Origin of the sequence: Faecalibacterium prausnitzii (assembly GCF_003287405.1) — a bacterium.
Taxonomy (GTDB): Bacteria; Bacillota; Clostridia; order Oscillospirales; family Ruminococcaceae; genus Faecalibacterium; species Faecalibacterium intestinale.
This window is the reverse complement of record NZ_PRLD01000006.1, coordinates 52,820-77,094: the sequence shown is the minus strand read 5'-3', so window position 1 is coordinate 77,094 and position 24,275 is coordinate 52,820. Positions and strand designations below refer to the sequence as shown.

Here is a 24,275-nt window from a genome sequence, read left to right as displayed (position 1 = left end):
TCTTTTGACACCAAAAGAGAACCAGAAAAGTGCCAGCGATTTCGACGCGCTGGAGCCACGAAAAAGGGGCTGCTCGCCCCTTTTAACCCCAAAGAAGTGGGCTACACCGGAAAAAACTGAAGATTCACGCCTGTTCGGCGTGAAGATCTTTTAACCGTTTTTTCCGGCTCCGCCGATTTATAGCCCCTCAGTCGCTGCGCGACAGCTCCCCCCGGGGGAGCGGGCACGCCCGGAAACTTTCCCGTCAAGCCAAGGGCTCTCCCTTTGGGAGAGTTGTCACCAAAGGTGACTGAGAGGGCGAGGACGCCAACCGCAGCGCCGCGCTTTCGTAGAAAGCGGCGTTGCAAATGCCGTTTTCCGTTACGACCCCATCCGTGAAAATGGGGTTCAGAAACGCCCGCAGGCGTTTCTGAACCCCAAAATTTAAAATAGTTCTTCCGCTGAATATGCGCAAAGCGAACGCGGAGCGCATTTTAAATCCTTAAATCGTCAAATTCAAAAGCATCCCTCAAAAGAGAAAGAGAGTATCATCCCTTATGAAAATTGCGTGTATTTCCCTTGGCTGTCCGAAAAATCAGGTGGATCTGGATGTGATGGTGCACATCCTGCTGTCTGCCGGGCACGAGACCGTGGCCGATCTGGCCGAAGCAGATGTCATCCTTGTGAACACCTGCGGCTTTATCGAGAGCGCCAAGACCGAAGCCATTGAAAACATTCTGGAAGCCTGCGCCTACAAGCAGCAGAACCCGAACCTGAAGGTCATCGTTACCGGGTGCTTGGCCGAGCGCTACCGAAGCCAGATCGAGGAAGAGATCCCCGAGGTGGACGCCGTTGTAGGCTGTGCCTCCAACAAGGCCATTGACACCATCGTGGAGCGGCTGTTCCATGGGGAGAACCATCTGGAAAGCTACGGTGCCAAAAAGGACTTCCCGCTGGGCGGCAAGCGCGTCATCGGCACGCCCGCCCACTATGCGTACTTAAAGATCGCTGAGGGCTGCAACAACCGCTGCCATTACTGCGCTATCCCGGGCATCCGTGGCCCGCTGCACAGCCGCGATATGGCCGACTGCGTAGCCGAAGCCCGCTGGCTGGCCGGTGAGGGCGTGAAGGAGCTTATTGTTGTGGCGCAGGACCCCACCGCCTACGGCGAGGACTGGGGCAAGCCCGGCAGCATCTGTGAGCTTCTGGACAAGCTGAACAAGGTGCCGGGGCTGGAATGGATCCGCATCATGTACGCCTACCCGGAGCGCATCACCGATGAATTTATTGCCGCCATGAAGCGCAACGAGAAGGTGGTGCCCTACCTCGACCTGCCCATCCAGCACTGCAACGATACCATCCTGAAGAACATGAACCGCCGCTCCACCCGTGCGGAACTGCTGGAGGTCATCGGCAAGCTGCGCCGTGAGATCCCCGGCATCACCCTGCGCACCACCCTGATCGCGGGCTTCCCCGGCGAGACCGCGGAGCAGTTCGAGGATCTGTGCAACTTTGTCAAGGAGGTGCAGTTCGACCGTCTGGGCTGCTTTGCCTACTCCGCCGAGGAAAACACCGTGGCGGCACGGATGGACGGCCAGATCGAGCAGGAGGTCAAGGACAAGCGTGCCGAGCTGGTGATGCAGATCCAGACCGGCATCATGGCGCAGAAGCAGGCTGAAAAGGTAGGTCAGACCGTGCACGTTCTGTGTGACGGCATCGACGAGGAAAACGGCCTGTACCTCTGCCGCACCACCGGCGATGCGCCGGAGGTGGACGGCTGCGTCTGCGTTTCCAGCGAGGAACCGCTGTACCCCGGCCAGTTCTATGATGTGCTGGTAGAGGACAGCGACCTTTACGATCTGTATGGTACAGTCGTAAAATAACGAATTGGAGGATAAAACCTATGAATCTGCCCAATAAGCTTACCCTGACCCGCATCATTCTGGTGCCGGTGTTCATGATCTTTGTGTCTCTGACTGGTCTGGACGGCATCGTGGACGGTACATTCAACGCCGCCTTCTACCTGCTGGCAGGCATCGTGTTTGCCGCTGCCAGCTTCACCGACTTTCTGGACGGCCATCTGGCACGCAAGTGGCACATGGTCACCGATTTCGGCAAGTTTGCCGACCCGCTGGCTGACAAGCTGTTGACCACCGTGGCCTTCATCTATATGTTGCGGGATGGTGTGTGCAGCCCCGTGGTGCTGTGCATCATTCTGGCACGTGAGTTTGCGGTGTCCGGTCTGCGCATGGTGGCCGCCGGTGCCAAGGACGGCAAGGTCATCGCCGCCAATATGTGGGGCAAGGTAAAGACCGTGCTGCAGATGCTGAGCATCATCTTCTATTTCTTCGGCACTGCCCTGAGCTACCGCGGCACGGTGGAAAGCGTTTCCATCGTGGTGGTGATCTCCATCGCCCTGTGCTGGCTGGTGGCTGCTGTGACCGCCATCTCCGGCATCAAGTACCTGTGGGATAACCGCAGCTTTATCAACACTGCAAAATAAAAATGTGGAAAACAAAGGCCGCTGCACCTCACCGTGCAGCGGCCTTTTTGGTTGTGTTGGACGATTTAGAATGCGCTCCGCGTTGCTCTGGGCATAATCAGTGGAAAGATTTTTTTAAATTTCGGGGTTCAGAAACGCCTGCGGACGTTTCTGAACCCCATTTTCACGAATGGGGTCGTGAAGGGGAACGGCAGATGCCGAGATACCCCTTCCGTCTTGCCGCTTCGCGTCAAGCCACCTTCCCCAAGGGGACGGCTGAACTCCCTCAGTCAAAACCTGACGGTTTTGCCAGCTCCCTCTGGGAGGGAGCCTTTGGCATGGCGGGAAAGTCTCCGGTTTTGCCAAGGGCCCCATCTCAGAGGGGGCTGTCGCCGTAGGCGACTGGGGGAGTTTTATCCCCCGCTGCGCCGCGCTTTCGCAGAAAGCGGCGCGGCAGCTGCCGTTTTCCTCCACGACCCCTCCCGTGAAAATGCAATGCCGGAGCGTCCGCAGACGCTCCGGCATTGCTCTATTAAAAATAATTTTTCCGCTATCTATGCGCAGAGCGAAGCGGAGCGCATTAAAATCGTTCACGCCCCGGCAGGTGCATTGTCAGGAAAGCACTGCGCTTTCCTCAACCTTGTCCAGCACCGCCAGCTGCAAAGCGTTCAGCATACTGCGCTGTGCGCCGTAGGTGTCGGCGTAGGAGCTGTTGGCACTGTCGATCTGTTCCTGCGTGGGGGTGATATCCAGCTGTTCCGCAATGGCCTGAAAGACCAGATCCTGCTTGGCCAGATGCTCAAAGTAGGCGTCAGAATCTGCCAGCATCGCGTTGGCATCGGCGTAGCCCTTGGCCTGTGCGTAGGCGTCCAGCTCCATGCCGTACTGGGTAGCAAGCTGAGAGTGATAGTTCAGGAACATACGGATGTAGTAGCTGGTGATCTGGGTGGGGACTTCTTTAAAGGTGGAGTTCGTGAGCAGATAGTCCATCACGGCGTTGTCCAGATTGTTGGCGTACAGGGCGCTGTCAAAGTACTGGCGCAGGGCGTCTGCGGTGTGCAGATCGTCGCTGGCGGCAAAGTTCGTCTCCACCCACTCGTCGGTCAGGGTGGGCACAACGCTCTGGGTGATGGCGTTCAGTGTCACGCTGAACACGGCTTCCTTGCCGCTGAGGGTGATGGTGTTGCCCTCGGCGTCGGTGGAGTCGCCGTAGCCCTCCGGGAAGGTAACAGTCACATCAAAGGTGTCACCGATATTGTGGCCGATGATCTGATCCTCGAAGCCGTCAATGAAGGTGTGGCTGCCCAGCGTCAGGTCATAGCCGGTGGCGGTGCCGCCGGTAAAGGCTACGCCATCCACCGCGCCGGAATAGTCGATGTTCACAGTGTCGCCGCTCTGGGCTGCCCGGCCGGTGATGTTCTGGGTGGTGGCGTACTGGTTCAGCAAAGTGTCGATCTGAGTCTGGATCTCGGTCTCGGTGGGCTCGATGTCTGCCTTAGAAAGCGGCAGCGCGGATACATCATCCGGCAAGGTCACATAGTCCAGTGCGCGGATGCCGGTCCAGTGGCCGTTATCGTCCAGTCCCTCGGAGTAATCGAAGCTGGAATAATCGAAATCCGACACCTTGCCGTAGATGGACACGCTTGCGCCGGATGCGGCAGAGGATGCCGTGGTGCTGCCCTGCTTTTTGAGCAGCATAAAGCAGGCCGCAGCTACGCACAGCACAGCAGCCACCGCGCACAGCACACACAACAGGATCTTGGTAATGCGTTTCAAAAGAGATACCTCCTAAAAATAGCAGACCGTTTTCACGGAGAATGCAAATATCATACCTTACTATTATAACGGAAAAATGCGAAAAGAAAAGATTTTTGCTAAAATTCCACAAATGCCGCCCGGCACAGGTATCACTTTTGCCCGCTTTGGGACGGGAAATGCCGCAAAACCGGTGGAAATACCCGGGCGGTTCTGTTACAATAAAACTGTATGAGTGCGCCCTCTCAGTCACCTGCGGTGACAGATCCCCCCTTTTGTCGCTGCGCGACATCTTCCCCCGGAGCGGGGGAAGTCTTTCCTCAAAGGGAGAGCCCTTGGCAAAACCAGAAAGTTTGCGTGGACTGCCAAGGCCTCCCACTTTGGGGGAGGTGGATGCGAACGCAGTGAGCAGACGGAGAGGGCGAGGATGCGAACCGTAACGGAGGAAAATTAAATGGATTACAATAAAGCAGCTCTGGAAATGCACGAGACCCACAAGGGAAAGGTGGGCATCGTGAGCAAGGTGGAAGTCGCCACCCGCGACGACCTGTCCACCGCCTACACCCCCGGTGTGGCCGAGCCCTGCCGCAAGATCAAGGAAAACCCCGACGATGTGTATAAGTACACCTTCAAGGGCAACATGGTGGCCGTTGTCTCCAACGGCACTGCCGTGCTGGGTCTGGGCGATATCGGCCCGGAAGCCGGTCTGCCGGTCATGGAGGGCAAGGCTGTGCTGTTCAAGGAGTTCGGCGGCGTGGACGCCTTCCCCATCTGCATCGACGCCCACGACGCTGCCAGCGTCATTGCTGCCTGCAAGGCCATCGCGCCCACCTTTGGCGGCATCAATCTGGAGGATATCAAGAGCCCGGAGTGCTTCGAGATCGAGGAGACCCTGGAGCGGGAGCTGGACATCCCCGTGTTCCACGACGACCAGCACGGCACGGCTATCGTGGTCACCGCTGCTCTCATCAACGCCCTGCGCGTGGTGAATAAGAAGATGGAGGACGTGCACATCGTCCTGAACGGCCCCGGCGCAGCCGGTACCGCCATCATCAAGATGCTCATGACCGCCGGTGCCAAGGACATCGTGGCGGTGGATCAGTTCGGCACTCTGTACAAGGGCTGCAACAGCGCCGAAGCCCACAAGAACTGGCTGGGCGAGGTGACCAACCCCCGCCAGATCAAGGGCGGCCTGAAGGAAGCGCTGGAGGGTGCAGACGTGTTCATCGGTGTGTCCCGCCCCGGCATCCTGACCACTGAGCTGTGCAAGACCATGAACAAGGACGCCATCGTCTTTGCCATGGCAAACCCCACCCCGGAGATCATGCCGGATGAAGCCAAGGCCGGCGGCGTGCGGGTGATGGCCACCGGCCGCAGCGACTTCCCCAATCAGGTCAACAACGTGCTGTGCTTCCCCGGCCTGTTCAAGGGCGCGCTCAGCGTCCGCGCCCGGGATATCAACAATGAGATGAAGCTGGCCGCTGCCTACGCCATTGCAGACCTTATCACCGATGCAGACCGCAGCGAGGAGAACATCATCCCCGGCGCGTTCGACCCCCGCGTGGCCGAAGCTGTGGCAAATGCCGTGGCAAAAGCTGCCCGCGAGACCGGCGTGGCACGGCTGTAAGCGGAGGACACAGGCATGAGAACGATCTCCGCACAGAGCATTACGGATACGGTGGCGCGGCTCTGCATCAAGGCCAACACCCAGCTGCCGCAGGACGTGCAGGCCGCGCTGGAAAAAGCCCGGGAGGAAGAGCCGTGGCCGCTGGCAAAGAACACGTTAGACCTGCTGTGGTCGAACCTTAGCGCCGCAAAGGAAAAAGACCTGCCCATCTGTCAGGACACCGGCATGGCCTGCGTGTTCGTGGAACTGGGCACGGATGTGCACATTGACGGCAGCTTTGAAGCCGCCATCCACGAGGGCGTGCGACGGGGCTATACGGACGGCTACCTGCGCAAGAGCATCGTGGCCGACCCGCTGCGCCGGGGCAACACCGGCGATAACACCCCGGCGGCTATCACGGTGCATCTGGTGGACGGCGAGGGCTGCCGCATCACGGTGGCACCCAAGGGCTTTGGCAGCGAGAACATGAGCCGCATCCAGATGCTCAAGCCCGCCGACGGCGTGGAGGGCTTTAAAAAGTTCGTGGTGGATACCGTAAAGCTGGCGGGCTCCAACCCCTGCCCGCCCATCGTGCTGGGCATCGGCGTGGGCGGCAGCTTTGACAAGGTGGCGTATCTTGCCAAAAAGGCGCTGCTGCGCCCGTTGGACATCCCCAACCCCGACCCCTACTACGCGCAGCTGGAGCAGGAGCTGCTTGCCGCCATCAATGCACTGGGCATTGGCCCGCAGGGCTTTGGCGGCAAGACCACCTGCCTTGGCCTTGCCATTGAGCAGATGCCCACCCATGTGGCGGGTCTGCCGGTGGCTGTGAATGTTTCCTGTCATGTGACCCGCCGCGCCAGCGCGGAGCTGTAAGAGACTCCGCCCTCTCAGGCCGCTTCGCGTCCAGCTCTCCCAAAGGGAGAGCCCTTGGCAAAGAGGTAAAGTTTGTGTGGACTGCCAAGGCCTCCCACTTTGGGGGAGGTGGCATCGCGTGAGCGATGACGGAGAGGGCGAGGATGCCAAAGGAGTATTGCTGTGGAATATAAAATTACCACCCCCTGCACCGCGCAGAATCTGGCCCCGCTGAAAGCGGGGGATACCGTGCTGCTTTCCGGTGTGGTGTACACCGCCCGGGATCAGGCACACAAGCGGATGATGGAAGCACTGGACAAGGGCGAGACTTTGCCCTTTGCGCTGGAAGGCAGCGCTATCTATTATGTAGGCCCCACCCCGGAGCGCCCGGGCGAGGTCATCGGCTCGGCAGGGCCTACCACCAGCGGACGCATGGATGCCATGAGCCCCCGGCTGCTGGACCTTGGCAACAAGATCATGATCGGCAAGGGCAAGCGGGACGCCGCCGTCAAAGACGCTGTGGTGCGCAACGGTGCGGTGTATCTGGCTGCGCTGGGCGGTGCCGGTGCGCTGATGGCAAAAAGCGTGCAGACGCTGGAAGTGATCGCATGGCCGGACTTGGGCTGTGAAGCGGTGCGCCGCCTGACTGTGCAGGATATGCCTCTGACCGTTGTGCTGGACGCCCATGGCGGCGATCTGTACGAGGAAGGCCCAGCCGCCTATCTGGCTGCGCGGTAAATTGCACCCTTTGCACAAAACAGGAGCGGTGCAAAACCGACAAAACAGCAGTTCTGTGCAGAGAAATATGGTTAGTTTAACCAAACTTGCTGCGAATTGCTTGCATCAACCGCAAAAATGTGATATCCTTTAACATACGACAGAGGGTACACATACCCTGTCGGAAAAATCCCCCAGAGGGAATAAGGCAGGAGGCCGGACAAACCATGCAGATCCACCAGTCCGCGGAAGATTATCTTGAAACGATCCTGATGCTGAGCCAGCGTATGGGCAAAGTGCGCTCCATTGACGTTGTCAATGAGCTGGGCTTTACCAAAGCCAGCGTGAGCATCGCCATGAAAAAGCTGCGGGAGAACGGCTATATCGCGGTGGACGGCGAAGGCAACCTGACCCTGCTGGAGCCCGGGCTGGAGATCGCCCAGCGCATTTACAGCCGCCACCAGCTGCTGACCCACTTCTTTGTGCAGCTGGGCGTGGACGAGCAGACCGCCGCCGAGGACGCCTGCAAGGCAGAGCATATCCTCAGCGAGCAGACGCTGGAAAAGATCCGCGAAAGCGCCCTGCGCAACGATGCCGCCCATCCGCAGGCAAAGTAATTTTTCAAGAGACACCGGAACGCCGAAAGACGTTCCGGTGTCTTTTTTTGTATGAATTTTTCGGTTTGTGTTGCATATTTGTTATGGATTTGGTACAATGGGTTTGTGCGAAAAAGGAACGTTGGAAGAGCGGAAAAGGGTCGGACGGCGCAAAGCCGCCCTAGGGTAAAGGAGAGCGTTGCGGCATGGATGCGATTGCGCATACTCAGGTCAGTGGGCTCTGTCTGGTCACACTGGTGGTTTTGCTGCGGGCGCAGCAGAAAATGCGGGATAAAAGTCTGCCCGGGCGGCAGTTTACGGCGCTGCTGTGGTTTGCCGGGGCGCTGACGATCGTAGATTATGGCAGTGCGCTGGCGCAGCTGGGCGCGTGGGAGGAGCTGGGCATCCCCCTGACCTACCGGCTGAACGCCGGGGGCAGTATTTTGTTTTATCTGCTGGCGGCGTGTTGCTGCCTGCTGGTGTTTTTGTATGTGGAGGCAGAGCTGGGGCGTACATGGATGGAGGACGGCCGCAGGCTGGCACTCAGCGCCGCACCGGTGACACTGCTTTTGCTGGTGCTGCTGACAGCGCGGGACGAAAACGGCTTCTACTATCTGGACGCAGAGGGGCTGCGGGGCAGCACCCTGTTCTGGGGGCCGAAGCTGGTGGGGCTTGCCTATCTGGCAGCTGCCTTTCTCCGCTGCAGCTGGACGCTGAGCCACTGGAAGCAGGAAACACCCAAAGAGGAACTGAAAACTCTGCTGCTGCTCGCGCTTGCGCCGGCGGCAGGCTTTCTGCTGCAAGGCTGGCTGCCCGGGCGCGGGCTGCTGTGCTGCGGCATTACGCTGGGGCTGGTGTGCGTGTATGTGCTGGTGCTGCAGACCAAGTTCACGGTGGACACCCTGACCGGCGTCAGCAACCGCATCGTGGCGCTGCGCTATCTGGAAAGCGAACTGCCCTATTACCGCCGCCACCCCAACCGCTCGCTGCACTTCCTCATGATGGACATGGATCACTTCAAGCACATCAACGACCAATACGGCCACTTGGAGGGCGATGCCGCACTGGTGCTGCTGGCGGGCATTTTGAAAAAGGTGTGCGCCAACTATAACGGCGTGCTGGCGCGCTACGGCGGCGATGAATTCTGCATCGCCTGCGGCTGCAACAGCGTGGAGGTGCGCACCCTGATCGCTTCCATCCAGCGAGAGCTGGACGCCGCCAACGCCGCTTCCGGCAAGCCCTATCAGATCGAGATCAGCATCGGCTGCGCCCGCCTTGAGCCGGACATTGCCACCGTGCACGACCTGATCGACAAGGCGGATCAGGAGATGTACCACCTCAAGACCCGCAAGCACGGCACAGCCCCCGCAGAAAAACAGGGCTGAACAGTTGTGAACTTACTATAACACAATAAATGCCGTTTGCCTTTACGGCCTTTCCCGTGAAAAATGCAATACCGGAGCGTCCGCAGACGCTCCGGTATTGCTCTATATAAAAATAATTTTTCCGCTGAAAATGGCTAGAGCGTAGCGGAAGCCATTCAAAATCGTCCCGCCCCGCGCTTTCTATCGCAAGTCAAGAAATTAGTGCAGCATTCAAACGGCATATTTGCGATATGCAATTCAACGTTGTTGCTGTTGCATTAAAAAGTTGAATTGCAATAAACGTTTTTTACCCTTCTGCCCTTGCATCCCGGGGTGGAACGCGGTATTCTTATAGAATAGACCGGAACCGCGACAGCACAGGGGAGGGAGACCACATGGACGCACAGGAGATCCGCGCATTGCTGGGCAAAAGCATCTTTGAGCGGGCACAGAAGTACCGCAAGCGCATCCTGCAAAGCAGCTGCACCACCAATGAGGACGGGGTGCGGCACCTGACAGCGCTGGTGCAGGGCAGCGGGCCGGACTGCTATTATACGCAGGTCTGGCTGCGGGAAAACGGCAGCTTTGTCAGCGCCTCCTGCGACTGCCCTTATAACCAAAACGGCGACGGCACCTACTGCAAGCATATCGGCGCGCTGCTGCTGCAGGACGCAGAAAAGAACCCGCCTGCCCCGGAAAAAAAGCCGGAGAGCATCCCCGGGGTGCAGCGGGGCGTTGCAGGCTTGAGCACCGAACCCCGCAAGGATAGCTACAGCGCCGGGCTGGATATGCTGTTCGGCCGCAAGTGGCGGGGTGAGGAGCCGGAGACCGACTATGAAGCCCAGCTTCTGCTGAAACGCTACCAGCGGGAGGATGCGCAGCAGCAGCCCCAGCCCGCTGCCCAGCGCACCGGCTTTGCCCTGCTGGAGCCGGAACTTACGCCGCACAATGGCCGTATCTGGCTGCGGCTGCGGGTCTCGGACGGCATCGGCAGGCGGCAGTATCTGGTAAAAAGCATCCCGCAGTTTCTGGATGCGGTCGAGCAGGGCGAAAGCGTCAGCTACGGCAAGTCGCTGGCGTTTGTGCACCGGTGGGACGCCTTTGCCCCGGATGCGCAGCAATTGCTGCGGCTGCTGCGCCGTCAGGTGAGCGCCCGGCAGGCGTTTGAAGCCGAGGGTACGGTGCGCTCCGGCTGGGAGAAAGGCCCGGCGGGCGGTCTGCCGCTGACCGGCGAGGGGCTGGATGCCCTTGTGGAGCTTTACGCCGCCGAGGGCGTTGTGGGCGGCTATACCCTTAAAGAGGGTCTGCCGGTCATCAGCCTGAAGGTGGAGCGCCGCAAGGGCGGCGTGCAGCTGAGCTGTACCCCGGCGCTCAGCGGGGTGCAGGGGCTGGACTATGCTTATCTGCTGGGCGAGACCACCCTCTGGCGGATGCAGCGGGAGGAATGCCGCCGGGTGCTGCCGGTGCTGGAGACTTTTGGCGGGCGCAGTTTGTTCTTTACCAGCGCGGATGCCGCCGCCTTTTGCAGCTATGTGCTGCCGGAGCTGGGCAACCGGGTCAACATCGTGGACCCCGACCGGCTGCTGCTGAACCAGATCCCACTGGAACCGGTGGTGCAGTTTTATCTGGATGCCGACCGGGGGCTTACCGTTACGGCGTACCCGGTCTTTCTGTACGGCGAGGACAGGGTAGCCCCCGGCGAGCCGGTGCCGCCGGATCTTTTGCGGGATGCCCGCACCGAGAACCGGGCAAAGCGGCTGCTGGAAACCTATCTGGAACCCGAGAGCGGCAAGCCCGGGCATTACAGCATTTCCGGGGAGGAGGCGCTTTTCCAGCTGCTGGAAGAGGGCATTCCCGCCCTGCTGGCCATGGGCGAGGTGTACCAGACCGATGCCTTCCGCAACTTACAGGCCGCCCCGCCTAAGATCTCGGTAGGGGTTTCGGTGCACGGCAGCGTGCTGGATTTGGAAGTGGACACCGGCGCGTTCCCGGTGGAGGAGCTGCGGGAGCTTTTGCAGTCCCTGCACCAGAAAAAGCGCTACCACCGCCTGCGGGACGGCAGTCTGCTGCGGCTGGACGACAGTCTGGAAGGGCTGGACGAGCTGAACGACACGCTGGAGCTTTCCGGCGCAAAGCTGAAGGACGGCCACGCCGCTCTGCCGCTCTACCGCGCGCCCACGCTGGACTGGGCGCTTTCGGGGCAGAACGGCCTGCGGTTCGACCGGGACGATGCTTTCCGGCGCATCAGCCGCAGCTTCCACGCCGTGCGGGACAGCGAATATACCCCGCCGCTCTCGCTGCAAAAGACCCTGCGCAAATACCAGCGGGACGGCTACCGCTGGCTGCGCACACTGGATGGCTACGGCATGGGCGGCATTCTGGCCGATGATATGGGTCTGGGCAAGACGGTGCAGGTGCTCAGCTACCTGCTGGCGATGAAGGAGGGCGGGCAGCAGCTGCCCAGCCTCATCGTCTGCCCGGCGTCGCTGGTGCTGAACTGGCAGGAGGAATGCCAGAAGTTCACCCCGCAGCTGCAAAGCGTTGCCATGGACGGCGATGCCGCCCATCGTGCCGCGTTAGTCGATGGGTGGGCACAGGCGGATCTTGTCATCACCAGCTACGATTTGCTGCGCCGGGACGAAAAACTGTATGCCGGGCAAAGCTTCTACGCCTGCATTCTGGACGAAGCGCAGGCCATCAAGAACCACACCACCCAGAAATACAAGGCGGTGTGCCGGGTGAACAGCCGGGTGCGCTTTGCCCTGACCGGTACCCCGGTGGAGAACCGCTTGGGCGAGCTGTGGAGCATCTTCTCCTTTTTGATGCCCGGGTATCTGCCCCCTTACAAGACCTTCTGCGCCCGGTTTGAAAAGCCCATCGTGCAGGACGAAGATGCCAACGCCGTGCGGCGGCTGAACCAGTTCACCGGCCCCTTCATCCTGCGGCGCATGAAGTCGGAGGTGCTGCGGGAGCTGCCGCCCAAAACCGAGAATGTGCGCCGCGTTGAGCTGGAAACCGAGCAGCGCAAGCTGTACCTGGCAGCGGTGGTGGACGCCCGGGAAAAGCTGCGGGCGGCAAAGCCGGAGGACAAGATGACCGTGTTTGCCGTGCTGATGCGGCTGCGGGAGATCTGCTGCGACCCGCGCCTTGTGGCAGACAACTGGACGGGCAGCAGTGCCAAGCTGGACGCCTGTCTGGAACTTGTCACCGAGGCAGTGGCGGGCGGGCACCGCATTCTGCTGTTCAGCCAGTTCACCTCCATGCTGGAACTGCTGGCAAAACGGCTGGACGAAGCCGGGGTAAGCCACTTTACCCTGCAGGGCTCTACCCCGAAGCCGGTGCGCGCCGAGCAGGTGCGCCGGTTCAATCAGGGCGAGGCGGATGTCTTTCTCATCTCGCTGCGGGCGGGCGGCACGGGTCTGAACCTGACCGCCGCCGATATCGTCATCCACTACGACCCGTGGTGGAACCTTGCCGCGCAGAATCAGGCCACCGACCGCGCCTACCGCATCGGCCAGCGCAACCCGGTGCAGGTGTACCGGCTGATCGCGCAGGATACCATTGAGGAAAAGATCGTGGAACTGCAGCAGGCCAAGCAGTCGCTGGCCGACACCGTTACCGGTGGGGCAGACGGCGCGATTTTGTCTATGAACCCCGAACAGCTGCTGCAGCTGCTGGGAGAAGAAGCATAAAGGAGTGCATCCATCATGAAGGTTTGGGATCTGCATTGCGATACCCTGTACGAACTGCGCCGCGCCGAAAAGGCGGGCGCACCCAAAAGCTTTTTGCACAACGATCTGCATATCGACCTTGAAAAATTGCAGCAGGGGGATTATCTGCTGCAATGCTTTGCGGCCTATGTGGATCTGGCCGACCCCGCACCCGGGGCCGACCCGCTGGTAAGCGTGCTGGAGGAGATCGACATCTTCAAGCGGCTCATGGCGGCTTACCCGGAAAAGATCGCCCCGGTGTACACCGCCGCCGACCTTGAGCGCAACCGCGCCGAGGGCAAGCTTAGCGCCATGCTGACGGTGGAAGAGGGCGGCTGCTGCAAGGGCAGTCTGGGCGTGCTGCGGCGGCTGCAGGAACTGGGCGTGCGCATGATGACTCTGACGTGGAACTACCCCAACGAGTTGGCAGCCCCCAACGCAAACCCCGGCGGGCCGCTGGTGGCCAATACCGAGACCGGCCTGACCGAGCAAGGCTTTGCCTTTTTGGAGGAGATGGAAAAGCTGCACATCACCGCAGACGTGAGCCACCTTTCCGATAAGGGCTTCTGGGACATCGTAAATCACAGCACCCGCCCCTTTGCGGCAAGCCATTCCAACTGCCGTGCGCTGTCGCCCCACAACCGCAACCTGACCGACGAGATGATCCGCGCACTGGCAGAAAAAGGCGGCATTGCGGGGCTGAACTACTGCGCTTCCTTTGTGGACGCAGACTCGGCACATCCGAAGCTTTGCCGCAGCACGGTGGAGCGGCTGGCAAAGCACGCGGCACACTTCAAGCAGGTGGGCGGCATTGAGGTCATCAGCCTTGGCAGCGACTTTGACGGCATCGGCGGCCAGCACGAGCTGGAAACGGCAGCAGATATGCCGCTGCTGGCCGAGGCACTGCGCCGCGAGGGCTTTACCGAGGACGAGGTGGAAGCCATCTACTGGCGCAACGCATACCGCTTCTTTAAAAACAATCTGTAATAAAACGTCTTAAAATTGCAAAATGTGCCCGGGATACCCCTGCGCTGCGCGGATATCCCGGGCTGTGTATTGCCCTGCGAGGGGAGGTTTTATATGGTCTAAGGCGCGCGTCTCCTGAAAAAGAACAAACGACTTGGAAAGATAAGAGGAATTATAACAATGGGTATCACGATTTCGCCGTGGATGATGGCGTTTCTCATGCTGATGACCGGCTTTGCAGGCTTTGTGGATTCGGCAGCCGGCGGCGGTGGGCTGATCAGTCTGCCGGCCTATCTGTTCGCCGGGCTGCCGCCCCACTACACCTATGCCACCAACAAGTTCAGCGCCGCCTGCGGCACCACCTTTGCCACGGCAAACTTTTTCAAAAGCGGTGCCATAAACGTGAAGGTGGGCGTCCTTGCAGCCATCGGCAGCTTTGCGGGCAGTGCGCTGGGCGCGCACATCGTGCTGCTGCTCAGTGACGAGATGCTGCGCACCATGATGTTCATCATCCTGCCGGTGGCGGCGGTCATCATCCTGTGGCAGCGCAACCTGCCGGATGAGAACCGGGACGACGGCACGCTGGACCTGAAAAAGATCTTACTGGCGCTGGCCATCGGCTTTGGCATCGGCCTGTACGACGGCGTCATGGGCCCGGGCACCGGCACCTTTGCCATCATTGCCTTTACCACCCTGATGGGCTTTGACCTGCGCACCGCCAACGGCAACGGTAAGGTGCTCAATCTGGCCAGCAACTACGCCAGCCTGTTCACCTACCTGATGAACGGTCTGGTGGTGTTCCACATCGGCATCCCCTGCGCCGTCAGCAACATTCTGGGCAACCTGCTTGGCTCCCATTTTGCCCTGAAAAAGGGTGCCCGCTTCATCCGCCCCATGATGCTGGTGGTGCTGGTGCTGCTGCTGGGCAAGCTCATCTCGGACGCGGTGCTGTAAGGGCAGGGCGGGACGATTCAGAATGCGCTCCGCGTTCGCTTTGCGCATCAGTAGCGGAAAGAATATTTTTATTTGTAGTTCCGAAACGCCTGCGGGCGTTTCGGAACTACTTTTTCACAGAGAGGGGTCGTAGAGAAAAGCGGCAGTTGCAGCGCCGCTTTCTGCGAAAGCGCGGTGCTGCGGGAAGCAACCTCGCCCTCTCCGTCTGCTCACTACGTTCGCATCCACCTCTCCCAAAGGGAGAGGCTCTGGCGAAACCGCAAGCCTTGCGGTTCGACTGGAAACTTTGCCGCTATGCCAAGGGCTCTCCCTTTGAGGAAAGACTTCCCCCGCGCCGGGGGAAGATGTCGCGCAGCGACAAAAGGGGGAATCTGGCGCGTTAGCGCCTGAGAGGGCGAGGGTGTTGCCAACAAGGGTGCACATCCCAAAACAGCGCTATTACTTCCCATTCCCCCACAAAAAACAAGTCGGGCAGCCCACGGGCTGCCCGTCTTGTTCTTGCTTTATATAGGTTTTATTCCAGCACCAGTTCTTTATCAAAGAATGCGATGCCGAAGGCACCGGGGCCGGTGTGGGTGCCGATGACGCAGCCGATCTGGCGCACCAGCGGTGCGTCCAGATGCAGGTTGTCCTGCAGGTAGGTCAGCAGCGGCTGCAGCTCCCGGTGGTTGACGGTGTAGCCCAGCAGCGGCGTGTAGCCCGGGTGGATGCCGCCCATCTCGTCGATCTTCTTGAACAGCGCCACATACACGCCGGGCAGACCGCGCGCCTTACCGGCCAGCGCCACCTTGCCCTCTATGACGGCGAGGATGGGCTTGATGCCCAGCATACCGCCCGCCACAGCGGCGGCGGCAGACAGTCTGCCGCCCTTGCGCAGGTACTTCAGATCGTCCACGGCAGCTACCAGATGCAGGTGCTGCTTGGCCTTTTCCAGATCGGCGGCGATCTGGTGGATCGTCTTGCCGGCGTCCCGCAGCTGCACAGCCAGCCGCACCAGCAAAGACTGCCCCAGACAGACGTTCTCGGTGTTCACGAACACCACATTGTCCACGTTGGCAAGGTCGGCGGCAAGCCTTGCGCACTGACCGGTGCCGGACAGGGCATCGGACAAGAAGATGCCCAGCACCTCGTCCCCGGCGGCAGCAGCGTCCAGATACAGCTGCTCGAACTGCTCCGGGCTGGGCTGGCTGGTGGTGGGCAGCTTGCGGCAGGCTGCCAGATGGGCATAGTATTCGCTGGGGGTCATGTCGATGCCGTCCCGCAGGACGGTGCCGTCCTCCAGTGTCACGTTCAGGGGAATCACGGTCACGCCCAGCTGCTGCGCCTCGGCGGGCAGGATGTCGCACGCGGAATCGGTGAGGATACGGATCATAATAATACCTCCGGTCTACCGGTAAATTACAGTATAAGCAACGTTTTTATTAAAAAGGTTGGAAATTATTATACCACCATTTAGGGCGATATGTCAATAATTTGCATAAATTTGCCACGACAGAACGCCGAAACCTTGCGCACCCGGCGGCAGATATGGTACTATAACCGGGAACGAACCATAGCAGGAGGAGACCGACCATGCACAAGCTGAACCCCCGCACCGCCGCACTGCTTTCGGCCTTTGGCTGGGCGGTGGGGTATCTGCTGGCGGGCAAGGCGCTGGCGGTGCTGCTGCCCGCTGCACCGGGCGGCGCGGCGCGGTTTTTCCGGGTCTGTCTGCTGGCTCCGCTGGTGGAGGAAGGGGTGTTCCGGGGCGCGGTGCAGCGCCGGGCGCAGCCGCTGGGCAGGGGACAGGCCATTCTTTTGCAGGCGGTGCTGTTTGCCTTGCAGCACGGCAGCGCCGCCGCCATGGTCTATGCGCTGGTGTGCGGGCTGGGGCTTGGGTGGCTTGCCGACCGCACCGGGCATCTCTGGCCGGGAATGCTGCTGCACAGCGCAAACAACCTGCTGGTGCTGGCGATGGGATGAGAGGATGGGATACATGACCGATTTTGAACTGATGGGTCTTGCACTGGAAGAAGCCGCCAAAGCCGCCGCCTTGGGCGAAGTACCGGTGGGCGCGGTGGTGGCGCGGCACGGCGAGGTGGTAGCCACGGCGCACAACACCCGGGAAACCGAGAAAAACGCCTTGCACCACGCGGAACTACTGGCCATTGATGCCGCCTGCAAGGCGCTGGGCGGCTGGCGGCTGTGGGAGTGCGAGCTGTTCGTTACCTTAGAGCCCTGCCCCATGTGCGCGGGCGGCATCATCAACAGCCGTCTGCGCCGGGTGGTGTACGGCGCTGCCGACACCAAAGCCGGGTGCTGCGGCTCGGTGACCGACCTGTTCGCGCTGCCCTTCAACCACCATCCGGTGGTGGAAAAGGGGCTGCGGGAGGCCGAAGCGCAGCAGCTTTTGCAGGCGTTTTTTGTTTCCCTGCGGGAAAAGCGGGCGGGCAGACCCCGCTGGAAGCCCCCGGTGCCCGAAAACAGGGAAAAATAAGGAAAAATAGTGGGAACTGCGTAAAAAATTGCGGTTCCCACTTTCTTTTTGGGCTGGATTGTGGTATATTATTCAATGGAATCTTGTCGAAACCCATCATAAGCACAGGCAGGCACGCCAAAGCACCGGACCTTTGCCGGACATACGAACGGAACGCTGCACTGTCTGGGGATGGGCACAGGGTTTTTCCGGCTGGGCGCACTTACGCCGAGCCGAGAATACCGAACAGGAGGGATACACTCTTGTACGAGGACGAGTTTGAACTGACCTTTCAGGTGCCGGAGGAAGAGAGCGCACCGGAGCCCCTTGCCGCACCGGCTGCAAAGCCGGCTGCGCCGGTGGAGCCGGTCGCGGACGAGCCCACCCGCATCATGACGCTGGAAAAACCGGCAGCGCCTGTGGTGGACGAACCCACCCGGGTGATCACGCTGGAAAAACCCGCAGAGCCGCCTGCGCCGCCGCAGCCCGAAGAGCCAGCGCCGCAGCCCGTAAAAGAACGGCCTGCCCCTGCCGCGCCCGCTGCGGCGCGCCGGGTGCTGATCTCCGGCGGTGACCGGGGCATCGGCGCTGCCGCTGCCCGCGCCTTTGCGGCAGCAGGGTATCAGGTGGCGGTGCTCTACCACCAGAATGCCGCCGCTGCCGCTGCGCTGGAACAGCAGCTGCCCGGGTGCATCGCCATCCAGTGCGATGTAGCCAGCCGCGCCAGCTGTGAGCTGGCGTTCCACGCGGTGGAGCAGGCCATGGGCAGGGTGGATGTGCTGGTGTGCAACGCCGGCATCGCGCAGCAGAAGCTGTTTACCGACATCACCCCGGAGGAGTGGCAGCGGATGCTGGACGTGAACCTGAGCGGCGCGTTCCACCTGTGCCAGCTGGCGCTGCCCGGCATGATCCGCCGCAAGCAGGGCCGCATTCTGACCGTGAGCAGTATGTGGGGCCAGACCGGCGGCAGCTGCGAGGTGCACTATTCCGCCGCGAAAGCCGGGCTCATCGGCCTGACCAAGGCACTGGCGAAGGAGGAAGGCCCCAGCGGCATCACGGTGAACTGCGTAGCGCCGGGGGTCATTGAGACGGACATGATGGCGGCTTTTACCGCCGAGGACAAGGCGGCGCTGGCCGAGGAGACCCCTGTGGGGCGGCTGGGCACCCCGGAAGAAGTTGCAAAGCTGCTGGTCTTTCTGGCCGGCGAGGATGCCGGATACATCACCGGACAGGTGTTCGGGGTGAACGGCGGCCTTGTGATCTGATGCACAGGGCAATATTACACGATTTTCCCCGGAGCGGGAAGGAGAGAAAAAATGGGCATGACTTTGAAGGAACTGTTGACTAAGGGCGAGGGCACCCTCTCTGCACAGGAGGCCAAGGCGCTGGCGGCACAATGCCGCATGGATGTAGACACCCTCTACACCCTGCTGGAAGAGCGCGGCATCAAGATCCTGGAGGAAGAGAACGAGCCGAGTCTGGACGTGGACAGCATCATTGCTGAGGTGGAGAACGCCGAGAACAACAACGATGACATGGGCCTTGCCGATGAAAACGAAGAGGATGCCGAGGAGAACCCGGCAGACCTGAAGGCTGCCATGGACGAGCTGCTGGATGACCCGGTGAAGAACTACCTCAAGCAGATCGGTCAGATCCCGCTGCTGAGCGCCGAGCAGGAGGTGGAGCTGAGCCGCCGCATCCATGCCGGTGCCGAGGCTGCGCACATTCTGCAGGCAGACCGCCAGAAGTACGACGCACCGGAGTACATCAAGAAGAACAGCGCCCGTTTCTCTTTTGAAGAGGACGAGAACAGCCGCAGCTACAACGAGGATCTGGACGAGGACAGCGAAAAGTCCGCCGAGGATGCTGAGGAAAAGGCAGACGAGGAAAAGGCCATGGAAGCCGTGGAAAACGGCCCTCTGAGCGAGGAGCGCCGTCAGGAGCTGCTCAAGACCCGCCGCGATGGCCTGAACGCCCGCCGCAGCCTGAGCGAAGCAAACCTGCGTCTGGTGGTGTCCATCGCCAAGAAGCACGTCGGCCATAATCTGGCCTTCCTTGATCTCATTCAGGAGGGCAACATCGGCCTGATCAAGGCTGCGGAAAAGTTCGACTGCGACCGCGGCTTCCGCTTCTCCACCTACGCTACATGGTGGATCCGTCAGGCCATTACCCGCGCCATCGCGGATCAGGCCCGTACCATCCGCATTCCGGTGCACATGGTGGAGACCATCAACCGGATGCGTCAGGCCACCAACCAGCTGGTGTACCAGAACGGTCACGAGCCCACCCCGGAAGAGCTGGCAAAGGCCATGGACATGAGCGTGGAGCGCGTGCGCGAGATCCAGCGCATGGCACAGGAGCCCGCCAGCTTGGAAAGCCCCGTGGGCGAGGAAGAGGATTCCTCTCTGGGCGATTTCGTTGCTGACGAAAACGCCGAAGCACCCGGCAAGGCAGCCGACCGCGCCATGGTGGCACAGCAGATCAATCTGGCGCTCAAGAGCCTGACCCCCCGCGAGGAAAAGGTCATCCGTCTGCGCTTTGGTCTGGACGACGGCCGTCCCCGCACGCTGGAAGAGGTCGGCCGCGACTTCGGCGTCACCCGCGAGCGTGTGCGCCAGATCGAGGCCAAGGCCATCCGCAAGCTGCACAGCCGCAAGTGCCTGACCCTGCTCAACGGCCTGATCGAGTGATATGAATTTTGGGATAGCGGAACACCGGTGGTGTTCCGCTATCCTTTTTTATAAGAGGAGGGGAGAGGAGGAGCGCATTTTAAATGTCTTTCGGCAGAGTGTTCAACGGCGGGGCGGCGGTGTTGTACGGAATATCCAAAAATTGCGCGGATGCTTGTATTTTGCTTGCGGAGCGTGTACAATAAGCACAGAATATGTTTGCGCAGAGCAGGAGAGCGACAGACAGAGCAGATGGCTTTGTTTGGTGCGCTCTTTTTTGTTTTGCGCTCAAGCTTCAGAGCAAGGAGAGAGCATTATGAGCCAGACCAAATATATCCTCTCGTTGGATCAGGGCACTACCAGCAGCCGGGCAATCCTGTTTGACAACGAGCAGAACATTGTCTGCGTGCAGCAGCGGGAATTTGAGCAGATCTACCCCCATCAGGGCTGGGTGGAGCACAACCCTATGGAGATCTGGTCCAGCCAGTACGGCGTGATGAACGAGGTCATTGCCCAAAGCGGCGTAGACCCCAGGGACATTGCGGGCATCGGTATCACCAACCAGCGCGAGACTACCATCCTGTGGGACAAGAACACCGGACGCCCGGTGTATAACGCCATCGTCTGGCAGTGCCGCCGCACCGCACCCCTTGTGGACGAGCTGCTCCGGACCCCCGGCATGGCGGACTACATCCGGGAAAACACCGGCCTTGTGCCGGACGCCTATTTCTCCGCCACCAAGATCAAGTGGATCTTAGAGAACGTCCCCGGTGCACGGGAAAAGGCCGAAGCAGGGGAGCTTTTGTTCGGCACGGTGGACACTTGGCTGGTCTGGAAGCTGACCGGCGGCAAGGTGCACGTTACCGACCGCACCAACGCCAGCCGCACCATGCTGTACAACATCCGCACGCTGGATTGGGACGACACCCTGCTCAAGGCGCTGGACATCCCCCGCTGCATCCTGCCCAGTGTGAAAGACTCCAGCGAGGTATACGGCTACACCAACATTCAGGGCGTGGATGTGCCGGTAGCCGGTATTGCGGGCGACCAGCAGGCTGCGCTGTTCGGGCAGGGCTGCTTTAAGCCCGGCGACGTGAAAAACACCTACGGCACCGGCTGCTTCCTGCTGATGAACACCGGCAATAAGATCTACCAGAGCAAGAACGGTCTGGTCACCACCATCGCCATCAGCCTTGACGGCGAGGTGGAGTATGCGCTGGAAGGCTCTGTCTTTGTGGGCGGTGCGGTCATCCAGTGGATCCGGGACGGGATGCACCTCATTCAAGACAGCTGCGATTCCGAGTATTACGCCCAGAAGGTGCCGGACAACGGCGGCGTGTACATCGTGCCAGCCTTTACCGGTCTGGGCGCGCCCTACTGGGATATGTATGCCCGGGGTGCCATTCTGGGCATTACCCGCGGCACCACCCAGAACCACATCATCCGCGCGGCAGAGGAATCCATCGCTTACCAGAGCGCCGACCTGATGTGGGCGATGGAAAAGGACACCGATATCACCATCAGCACCCTGAAGGTGGACGGCGGCGCCAGCCGCGACCACTTCCTGATGCAGTTCCAGTCCGATATCCTGAACAAGGAGGTGCTGCGCCCCGCCATCCGGGAGACCACCGCCCTTGGCGCGGCGTATCTGGCAGGTCTTGCCACCGGCGTGTGGAAGAGCCGGGAGGAGATCAGCCACCTGTGGAGCTGCAACCAGCTGTTTGAGCCCAAAATGGACGCTGCCCAGCGGGAAAAACTGGTCAAGGGCTGGCACAAGGCCGTGGGCCGCAGTCAGGACTGGGCGGAGCACGAGGTGTAAGGCAGAAAACTTCTGACAGGATAACGCGATACCCCCGGCAGGCTGCCGCCGCAAGAGCGATAGCCTGCCGGGGGTATTTTGTGCCGTTCCGCTCCAGCATGGACGGGTGGATGACGCAGCAAAAAAGCCCCTGACCGAGGTCAGAGGCTTTGATCAAGGGGTGCGAAGTTCCAAACTTTGCCAGAAACAGAGGTTATCGGGTGGAAGCCGCATTGTCTGCGGGCCACGATCTTCTGAGCGCCGCATAGGAGACAAGGAAGTTTGCCAGCCAGCCCGCCGGGACGGCAAGCCAGACAAAGGCGATGCCGAAACGCGGTGCGCAGATCAGGGCAACGGACAGACGGATCGCAAGGTTTACCATGTTGGCAATAAGAAACGGGCGCATGACGCCAAGCCCGCGCAGGACGCCATCGGTCGCCATCTTGATGCCCATGAAGATGAAGAAATAGCCGAGCCATCTCATGTAATCACCGGACACCTGATAAGCCAACGCGGTTCCGTCCTTGCCCAAGAACAGCGAGGAGATCTGGGTGTGCAGGGTCTCGATGACCACGAATGCAAGAACGGCAAAGCAGAGATCCAGAATCAGTGCGGCGTGGTAGCCTTTTTTGAGACGATCGGTTTTCTTTGCGCCGAGATTCTGGGAAACGTAGGGTGAAACGGCATTGCCGATGGATACAAAGATGAGGGAGAAAACATTCTCTACCCGCATCGTTGCCGAATACCCTGCAAGTGCCTGTGTGCCAAAGGGATTTACCACAGCCTGCACGATCATCATACCGATGGACACGGTGGACTGCTGTAAAATCGACGGGACGGCAAGGCGAAGCATGGACTGCAGCTCCTGCCCGTCGAACCAGTGAAAGGGGCTTTTGTACCGCCGCATCCGCGCAAAGAAGATCAAAAGCGAGAACACAGCAGAAATGCCCTGTGCGATCAGGGTCGCAAGGGCTGCGCCGAACACGCCGAGATCAAGACCGGCTACCATCCACAGATCCATAAAGATATTCAGGATAGACGAGAAGATCAGCAGCCCCAGCGGGATCTTGGATTCCCCGATAGAGGTGAACATGGTGGAAAGGATGTTGTACATGAACAGGAACGGGAAGCCTGCAAAATAGACCCGCAGGTACAGCACTGCATCTTCCAGAATGTCGACAGGGGTCTGCAAGCCGCTCATCATCGAATGGGAAAAGCAAAAGCCAAAAACGCCAAGGACGATGCTCAGGATCAAAAAGCTGAGCAGGGATGTTGACACGATGGTCTTCATTTTGCCATAGTCTTTGGCACCAAAATAGCGGCTTACAAGCACGCCTGCACCCACACCGGCACCAAGCGCCACACAAATAAAAACGTTGGTCAGCGCAGCACAGGCACCGACAGCCGCAAGCGCGGAGGAACCAACAAACTGACCGACGATGATGGAGTCGGCCATGTTGTAGACCTGCTGGAAAAAGCTGCCGAGGATCATCGGCATTGCAAAAACCGTCAGCGCTTTCAGGGGCGCATCGGTGATCAGATATTCATCCTTTGACATGATTCCATTCCTTCTGAAATTTATTGCTCTTCTGAGTCAAATCCAAGTATACCACACCCGTCAAAAAAATACACCCCAAGATGCCGGAATTGACAGGCAGACGTCCTGCTACTGCCAACCACAAAAAATCCCCAGACCGAATGGTCTGGGGATGTGGTGGAGCATTGTCAACAGCAGTCGAACCTAAAACTTCTTCAACAATAATTGCAAAAGTTGAGGGAAAACGTGAGAGCAAGAACCGTCCCGTGGTCACAAATTTTCAATTCTTGAAAATTTCCAGCCCCTTGGGACAGCTTTCTTGTTGGGGCGTGCGAAGCCCCAAGCCCTGCTTCATAATATCGATCATGACCGATCAACGACTGATTTATAGTAATTGCCAAAGTCTGCAAGTGCATTGACGATTGGTAACATTTCCGTTCCGAGATCGGTCAACCCATATTCTACTTTGGGAGGGTTCTCGTGATAATCACGGCGGTAGGCAAGCCCATCATCAATCATCTGTCTTAAGCTCTCGGTCAAAACTTTCTGCGAGATTCCATCGATGCTTCTTTGCAACTCATTGAATCTCCATGGGCGCTCTTTCAGATTGCGCAGAAGCAAGAGTTTCCATTTTCCGCCAATCAGGGATACTGCTGTTGCAACCGGACATTCCGGCAGTTCTTCTTTTGTACGCATATCAGTCACCTCTGTGTATAGTATAGCACATTTATTTTTGAGTGTACAGTTACAAAAAGGTGCGTACTTGTTTTTGAATGTGCGAGCTTCTATACTTAGCGCAGGCAATGAAAGATTGCGAATCAAAATGGAGGTG

Annotated in this window: 20 protein-coding genes; 16 read left to right on the top strand and 4 right to left on the bottom strand. The window is 59.7% G+C overall.

Annotated features, from left to right (window positions below; genetic code table 11):
* The first annotated feature begins 4 nt into the window (after nt 1-4).
* From C4N24_RS15345 to pgsA, 3 genes are all read left to right on the top strand, one after another.
* A complete protein-coding gene (locus C4N24_RS15345; RefSeq protein WP_179859740.1) occupies nt 5-154 on the top strand; it encodes a hypothetical protein in 150 nt (49 codons plus the stop codon).
* A 382-nt stretch (nt 155-536) separates the two neighbouring features.
* Nucleotides 537-1,862, top strand: a complete 1,326-nt coding sequence (gene rimO, locus C4N24_RS07445; RefSeq protein WP_112090922.1) for a 30S ribosomal protein S12 methylthiotransferase RimO — start codon at nt 537-539, stop codon at nt 1,860-1,862.
* Nucleotides 1,863-1,882: 20 nt separating this feature from the next.
* Complete coding sequence (pgsA, locus tag C4N24_RS07440) at nt 1,883-2,482, top strand: CDP-diacylglycerol--glycerol-3-phosphate 3-phosphatidyltransferase (protein ID WP_112090921.1); 600 nt, start codon at nt 1,883-1,885, stop codon at nt 2,480-2,482.
* A 591-nt stretch (nt 2,483-3,073) separates the two neighbouring features.
* Here the strand turns inward: pgsA and C4N24_RS07430 are convergent.
* The gene (locus C4N24_RS07430; protein ID WP_242983215.1) at nt 3,074-4,237 is read right to left on the bottom strand and encodes a trigger factor; all 1,164 of its coding nucleotides are present in this window, start codon (nt 4,235-4,237) and stop codon (nt 3,074-3,076) included.
* 433 nt (nt 4,238-4,670) lie between these two features.
* On the opposite strand from C4N24_RS07430, the gene C4N24_RS07425 reads away from it, so the two are divergent.
* From C4N24_RS07425 to C4N24_RS07390, 8 genes are all read left to right on the top strand, one after another.
* Nucleotides 4,671-5,843: an NAD(P)-dependent malic enzyme gene (locus C4N24_RS07425; protein WP_112090919.1), complete on the top strand. Its 1,173-nt coding sequence runs from the start codon at nt 4,671-4,673 to the stop codon at nt 5,841-5,843.
* Nucleotides 5,844-5,858: 15 nt separating this feature from the next.
* Nucleotides 5,859-6,698, top strand: coding sequence for a fumarate hydratase (locus C4N24_RS07420; protein WP_112090918.1), 840 nt, complete (start codon nt 5,859-5,861; stop codon nt 6,696-6,698).
* Nucleotides 6,699-6,860: 162 nt separating this feature from the next.
* Nucleotides 6,861-7,415, top strand: a complete 555-nt coding sequence (locus C4N24_RS07415) for a Fe-S-containing hydro-lyase (RefSeq protein ID WP_112090917.1) — start codon at nt 6,861-6,863, stop codon at nt 7,413-7,415.
* A 206-nt stretch (nt 7,416-7,621) separates the two neighbouring features.
* Nucleotides 7,622-8,011, top strand: coding sequence for a metal-dependent transcriptional regulator (locus tag C4N24_RS07410; RefSeq protein ID WP_015537258.1), 390 nt, complete (start codon nt 7,622-7,624; stop codon nt 8,009-8,011).
* 185 nt (nt 8,012-8,196) lie between these two features.
* Nucleotides 8,197-9,375 carry a GGDEF domain-containing protein gene (locus tag C4N24_RS07405; RefSeq protein ID WP_112090916.1) on the top strand — a complete coding sequence of 393 codons (1,179 nt, stop codon included), beginning with the start codon at nt 8,197-8,199 and terminating at the stop codon, nt 9,373-9,375.
* Nucleotides 9,376-9,749: 374 nt separating this feature from the next.
* Nucleotides 9,750-13,046 carry a DEAD/DEAH box helicase gene (locus tag C4N24_RS07400; RefSeq protein WP_112090915.1) on the top strand — a complete coding sequence of 1,099 codons (3,297 nt, stop codon included), beginning with the start codon at nt 9,750-9,752 and terminating at the stop codon, nt 13,044-13,046.
* 15 nt (nt 13,047-13,061) lie between these two features.
* Nucleotides 13,062-14,051 carry a dipeptidase gene (locus C4N24_RS07395; RefSeq protein WP_112090914.1) on the top strand — a complete coding sequence of 330 codons (990 nt, stop codon included), beginning with the start codon at nt 13,062-13,064 and terminating at the stop codon, nt 14,049-14,051.
* Between the two features lie 159 nt (nt 14,052-14,210).
* Nucleotides 14,211-14,984, top strand: a complete 774-nt coding sequence (locus C4N24_RS07390; protein WP_112090913.1) for a TSUP family transporter — start codon at nt 14,211-14,213, stop codon at nt 14,982-14,984.
* Nucleotides 14,985-15,498: 514 nt separating this feature from the next.
* On the opposite strand, the gene C4N24_RS07385 is transcribed toward C4N24_RS07390, so the two are convergent.
* Nucleotides 15,499-16,356 carry a DegV family protein gene (locus C4N24_RS07385; protein ID WP_112090912.1) on the bottom strand — a complete coding sequence of 286 codons (858 nt, stop codon included), beginning with the start codon at nt 16,354-16,356 and terminating at the stop codon, nt 15,499-15,501.
* Between the two features lie 200 nt (nt 16,357-16,556).
* Between C4N24_RS07385 and C4N24_RS07380 the strand changes: the two genes are divergently transcribed.
* From C4N24_RS07380 to glpK, 5 genes are all read left to right on the top strand, one after another.
* Nucleotides 16,557-16,946: a CPBP family intramembrane glutamic endopeptidase gene (locus C4N24_RS07380; RefSeq protein ID WP_112090911.1), complete on the top strand. Its 390-nt coding sequence runs from the start codon at nt 16,557-16,559 to the stop codon at nt 16,944-16,946.
* Between the two features lie 13 nt (nt 16,947-16,959).
* Nucleotides 16,960-17,460: a nucleoside deaminase gene (locus tag C4N24_RS07375; protein ID WP_112090910.1), complete on the top strand. Its 501-nt coding sequence runs from the start codon at nt 16,960-16,962 to the stop codon at nt 17,458-17,460.
* A gap of 242 nt (nt 17,461-17,702) precedes the next feature.
* Nucleotides 17,703-18,704 (top strand): elongation factor P 5-aminopentanone reductase, encoded by a 1,002-nt coding sequence (gene ymfI, locus C4N24_RS07370; protein ID WP_242983214.1) that lies wholly within the window; start codon nt 17,703-17,705, stop codon nt 18,702-18,704.
* 51 nt (nt 18,705-18,755) lie between these two features.
* The gene (locus tag C4N24_RS07365) at nt 18,756-20,129 is read left to right on the top strand and encodes a sigma-70 family RNA polymerase sigma factor (protein ID WP_112090909.1); all 1,374 of its coding nucleotides are present in this window, start codon (nt 18,756-18,758) and stop codon (nt 20,127-20,129) included.
* 295 nt (nt 20,130-20,424) lie between these two features.
* Complete coding sequence (gene glpK / locus C4N24_RS07360) at nt 20,425-21,927, top strand: glycerol kinase GlpK (protein WP_112090908.1); 1,503 nt, start codon at nt 20,425-20,427, stop codon at nt 21,925-21,927.
* 193 nt (nt 21,928-22,120) lie between these two features.
* On the opposite strand, the gene C4N24_RS07355 is transcribed toward glpK, so the two are convergent.
* On the bottom strand, nt 22,121-23,464 hold the full coding sequence (locus tag C4N24_RS07355) for an MATE family efflux transporter (RefSeq protein WP_112090907.1): 1,344 nt from the start codon (nt 23,462-23,464) through the stop codon (nt 22,121-22,123).
* Between the two features lie 342 nt (nt 23,465-23,806).
* The gene (locus tag C4N24_RS07345) at nt 23,807-24,139 is read right to left on the bottom strand and encodes a winged helix-turn-helix transcriptional regulator (protein WP_005943481.1); all 333 of its coding nucleotides are present in this window, start codon (nt 24,137-24,139) and stop codon (nt 23,807-23,809) included.
* Between the last annotated feature and the right edge of the window lie 136 nt (nt 24,140-24,275).

What these genes read in the sequence shown, in the direction of transcription:
- rimO (WP_112090922.1), top strand. Translation starts at nt 537, where the DNA reads ATGAAAATTGCGTGTATTTCCCTTGGCTGTCCGAAAAATCAGGTGGAT.
- pgsA (WP_112090921.1), top strand. Translation starts at nt 1,883, where the DNA reads ATGAATCTGCCCAATAAGCTTACCCTGACCCGCATCATTCTGGTGCCG.
- C4N24_RS07425 (WP_112090919.1), top strand. Translation starts at nt 4,671, where the DNA reads ATGGATTACAATAAAGCAGCTCTGGAAATGCACGAGACCCACAAGGGA.
- C4N24_RS07420 (WP_112090918.1), top strand. Translation starts at nt 5,859, where the DNA reads ATGAGAACGATCTCCGCACAGAGCATTACGGATACGGTGGCGCGGCTC.
- C4N24_RS07410 (WP_015537258.1), top strand. Translation starts at nt 7,622, where the DNA reads ATGCAGATCCACCAGTCCGCGGAAGATTATCTTGAAACGATCCTGATG.
- C4N24_RS07405 (WP_112090916.1), top strand. Translation starts at nt 8,197, where the DNA reads ATGGATGCGATTGCGCATACTCAGGTCAGTGGGCTCTGTCTGGTCACA.
- C4N24_RS07400 (WP_112090915.1), top strand. Translation starts at nt 9,750, where the DNA reads ATGGACGCACAGGAGATCCGCGCATTGCTGGGCAAAAGCATCTTTGAG.
- C4N24_RS07395 (WP_112090914.1), top strand. Translation starts at nt 13,062, where the DNA reads ATGAAGGTTTGGGATCTGCATTGCGATACCCTGTACGAACTGCGCCGC.
- C4N24_RS07390 (WP_112090913.1), top strand. Translation starts at nt 14,211, where the DNA reads ATGGGTATCACGATTTCGCCGTGGATGATGGCGTTTCTCATGCTGATG.
- C4N24_RS07385 (WP_112090912.1), bottom strand. Translation starts at nt 16,356, where the DNA reads ATGATCCGTATCCTCACCGATTCCGCGTGCGACATCCTGCCCGCCGAG.
- C4N24_RS07380 (WP_112090911.1), top strand. Translation starts at nt 16,557, where the DNA reads ATGCACAAGCTGAACCCCCGCACCGCCGCACTGCTTTCGGCCTTTGGC.
- C4N24_RS07375 (WP_112090910.1), top strand. Translation starts at nt 16,960, where the DNA reads ATGACCGATTTTGAACTGATGGGTCTTGCACTGGAAGAAGCCGCCAAA.
- C4N24_RS07365 (WP_112090909.1), top strand. Translation starts at nt 18,756, where the DNA reads ATGGGCATGACTTTGAAGGAACTGTTGACTAAGGGCGAGGGCACCCTC.
- glpK (WP_112090908.1), top strand. Translation starts at nt 20,425, where the DNA reads ATGAGCCAGACCAAATATATCCTCTCGTTGGATCAGGGCACTACCAGC.
- C4N24_RS07355 (WP_112090907.1), bottom strand. Translation starts at nt 23,464, where the DNA reads ATGTCAAAGGATGAATATCTGATCACCGATGCGCCCCTGAAAGCGCTG.
- C4N24_RS07345 (WP_005943481.1), bottom strand. Translation starts at nt 24,139, where the DNA reads ATGCGTACAAAAGAAGAACTGCCGGAATGTCCGGTTGCAACAGCAGTA.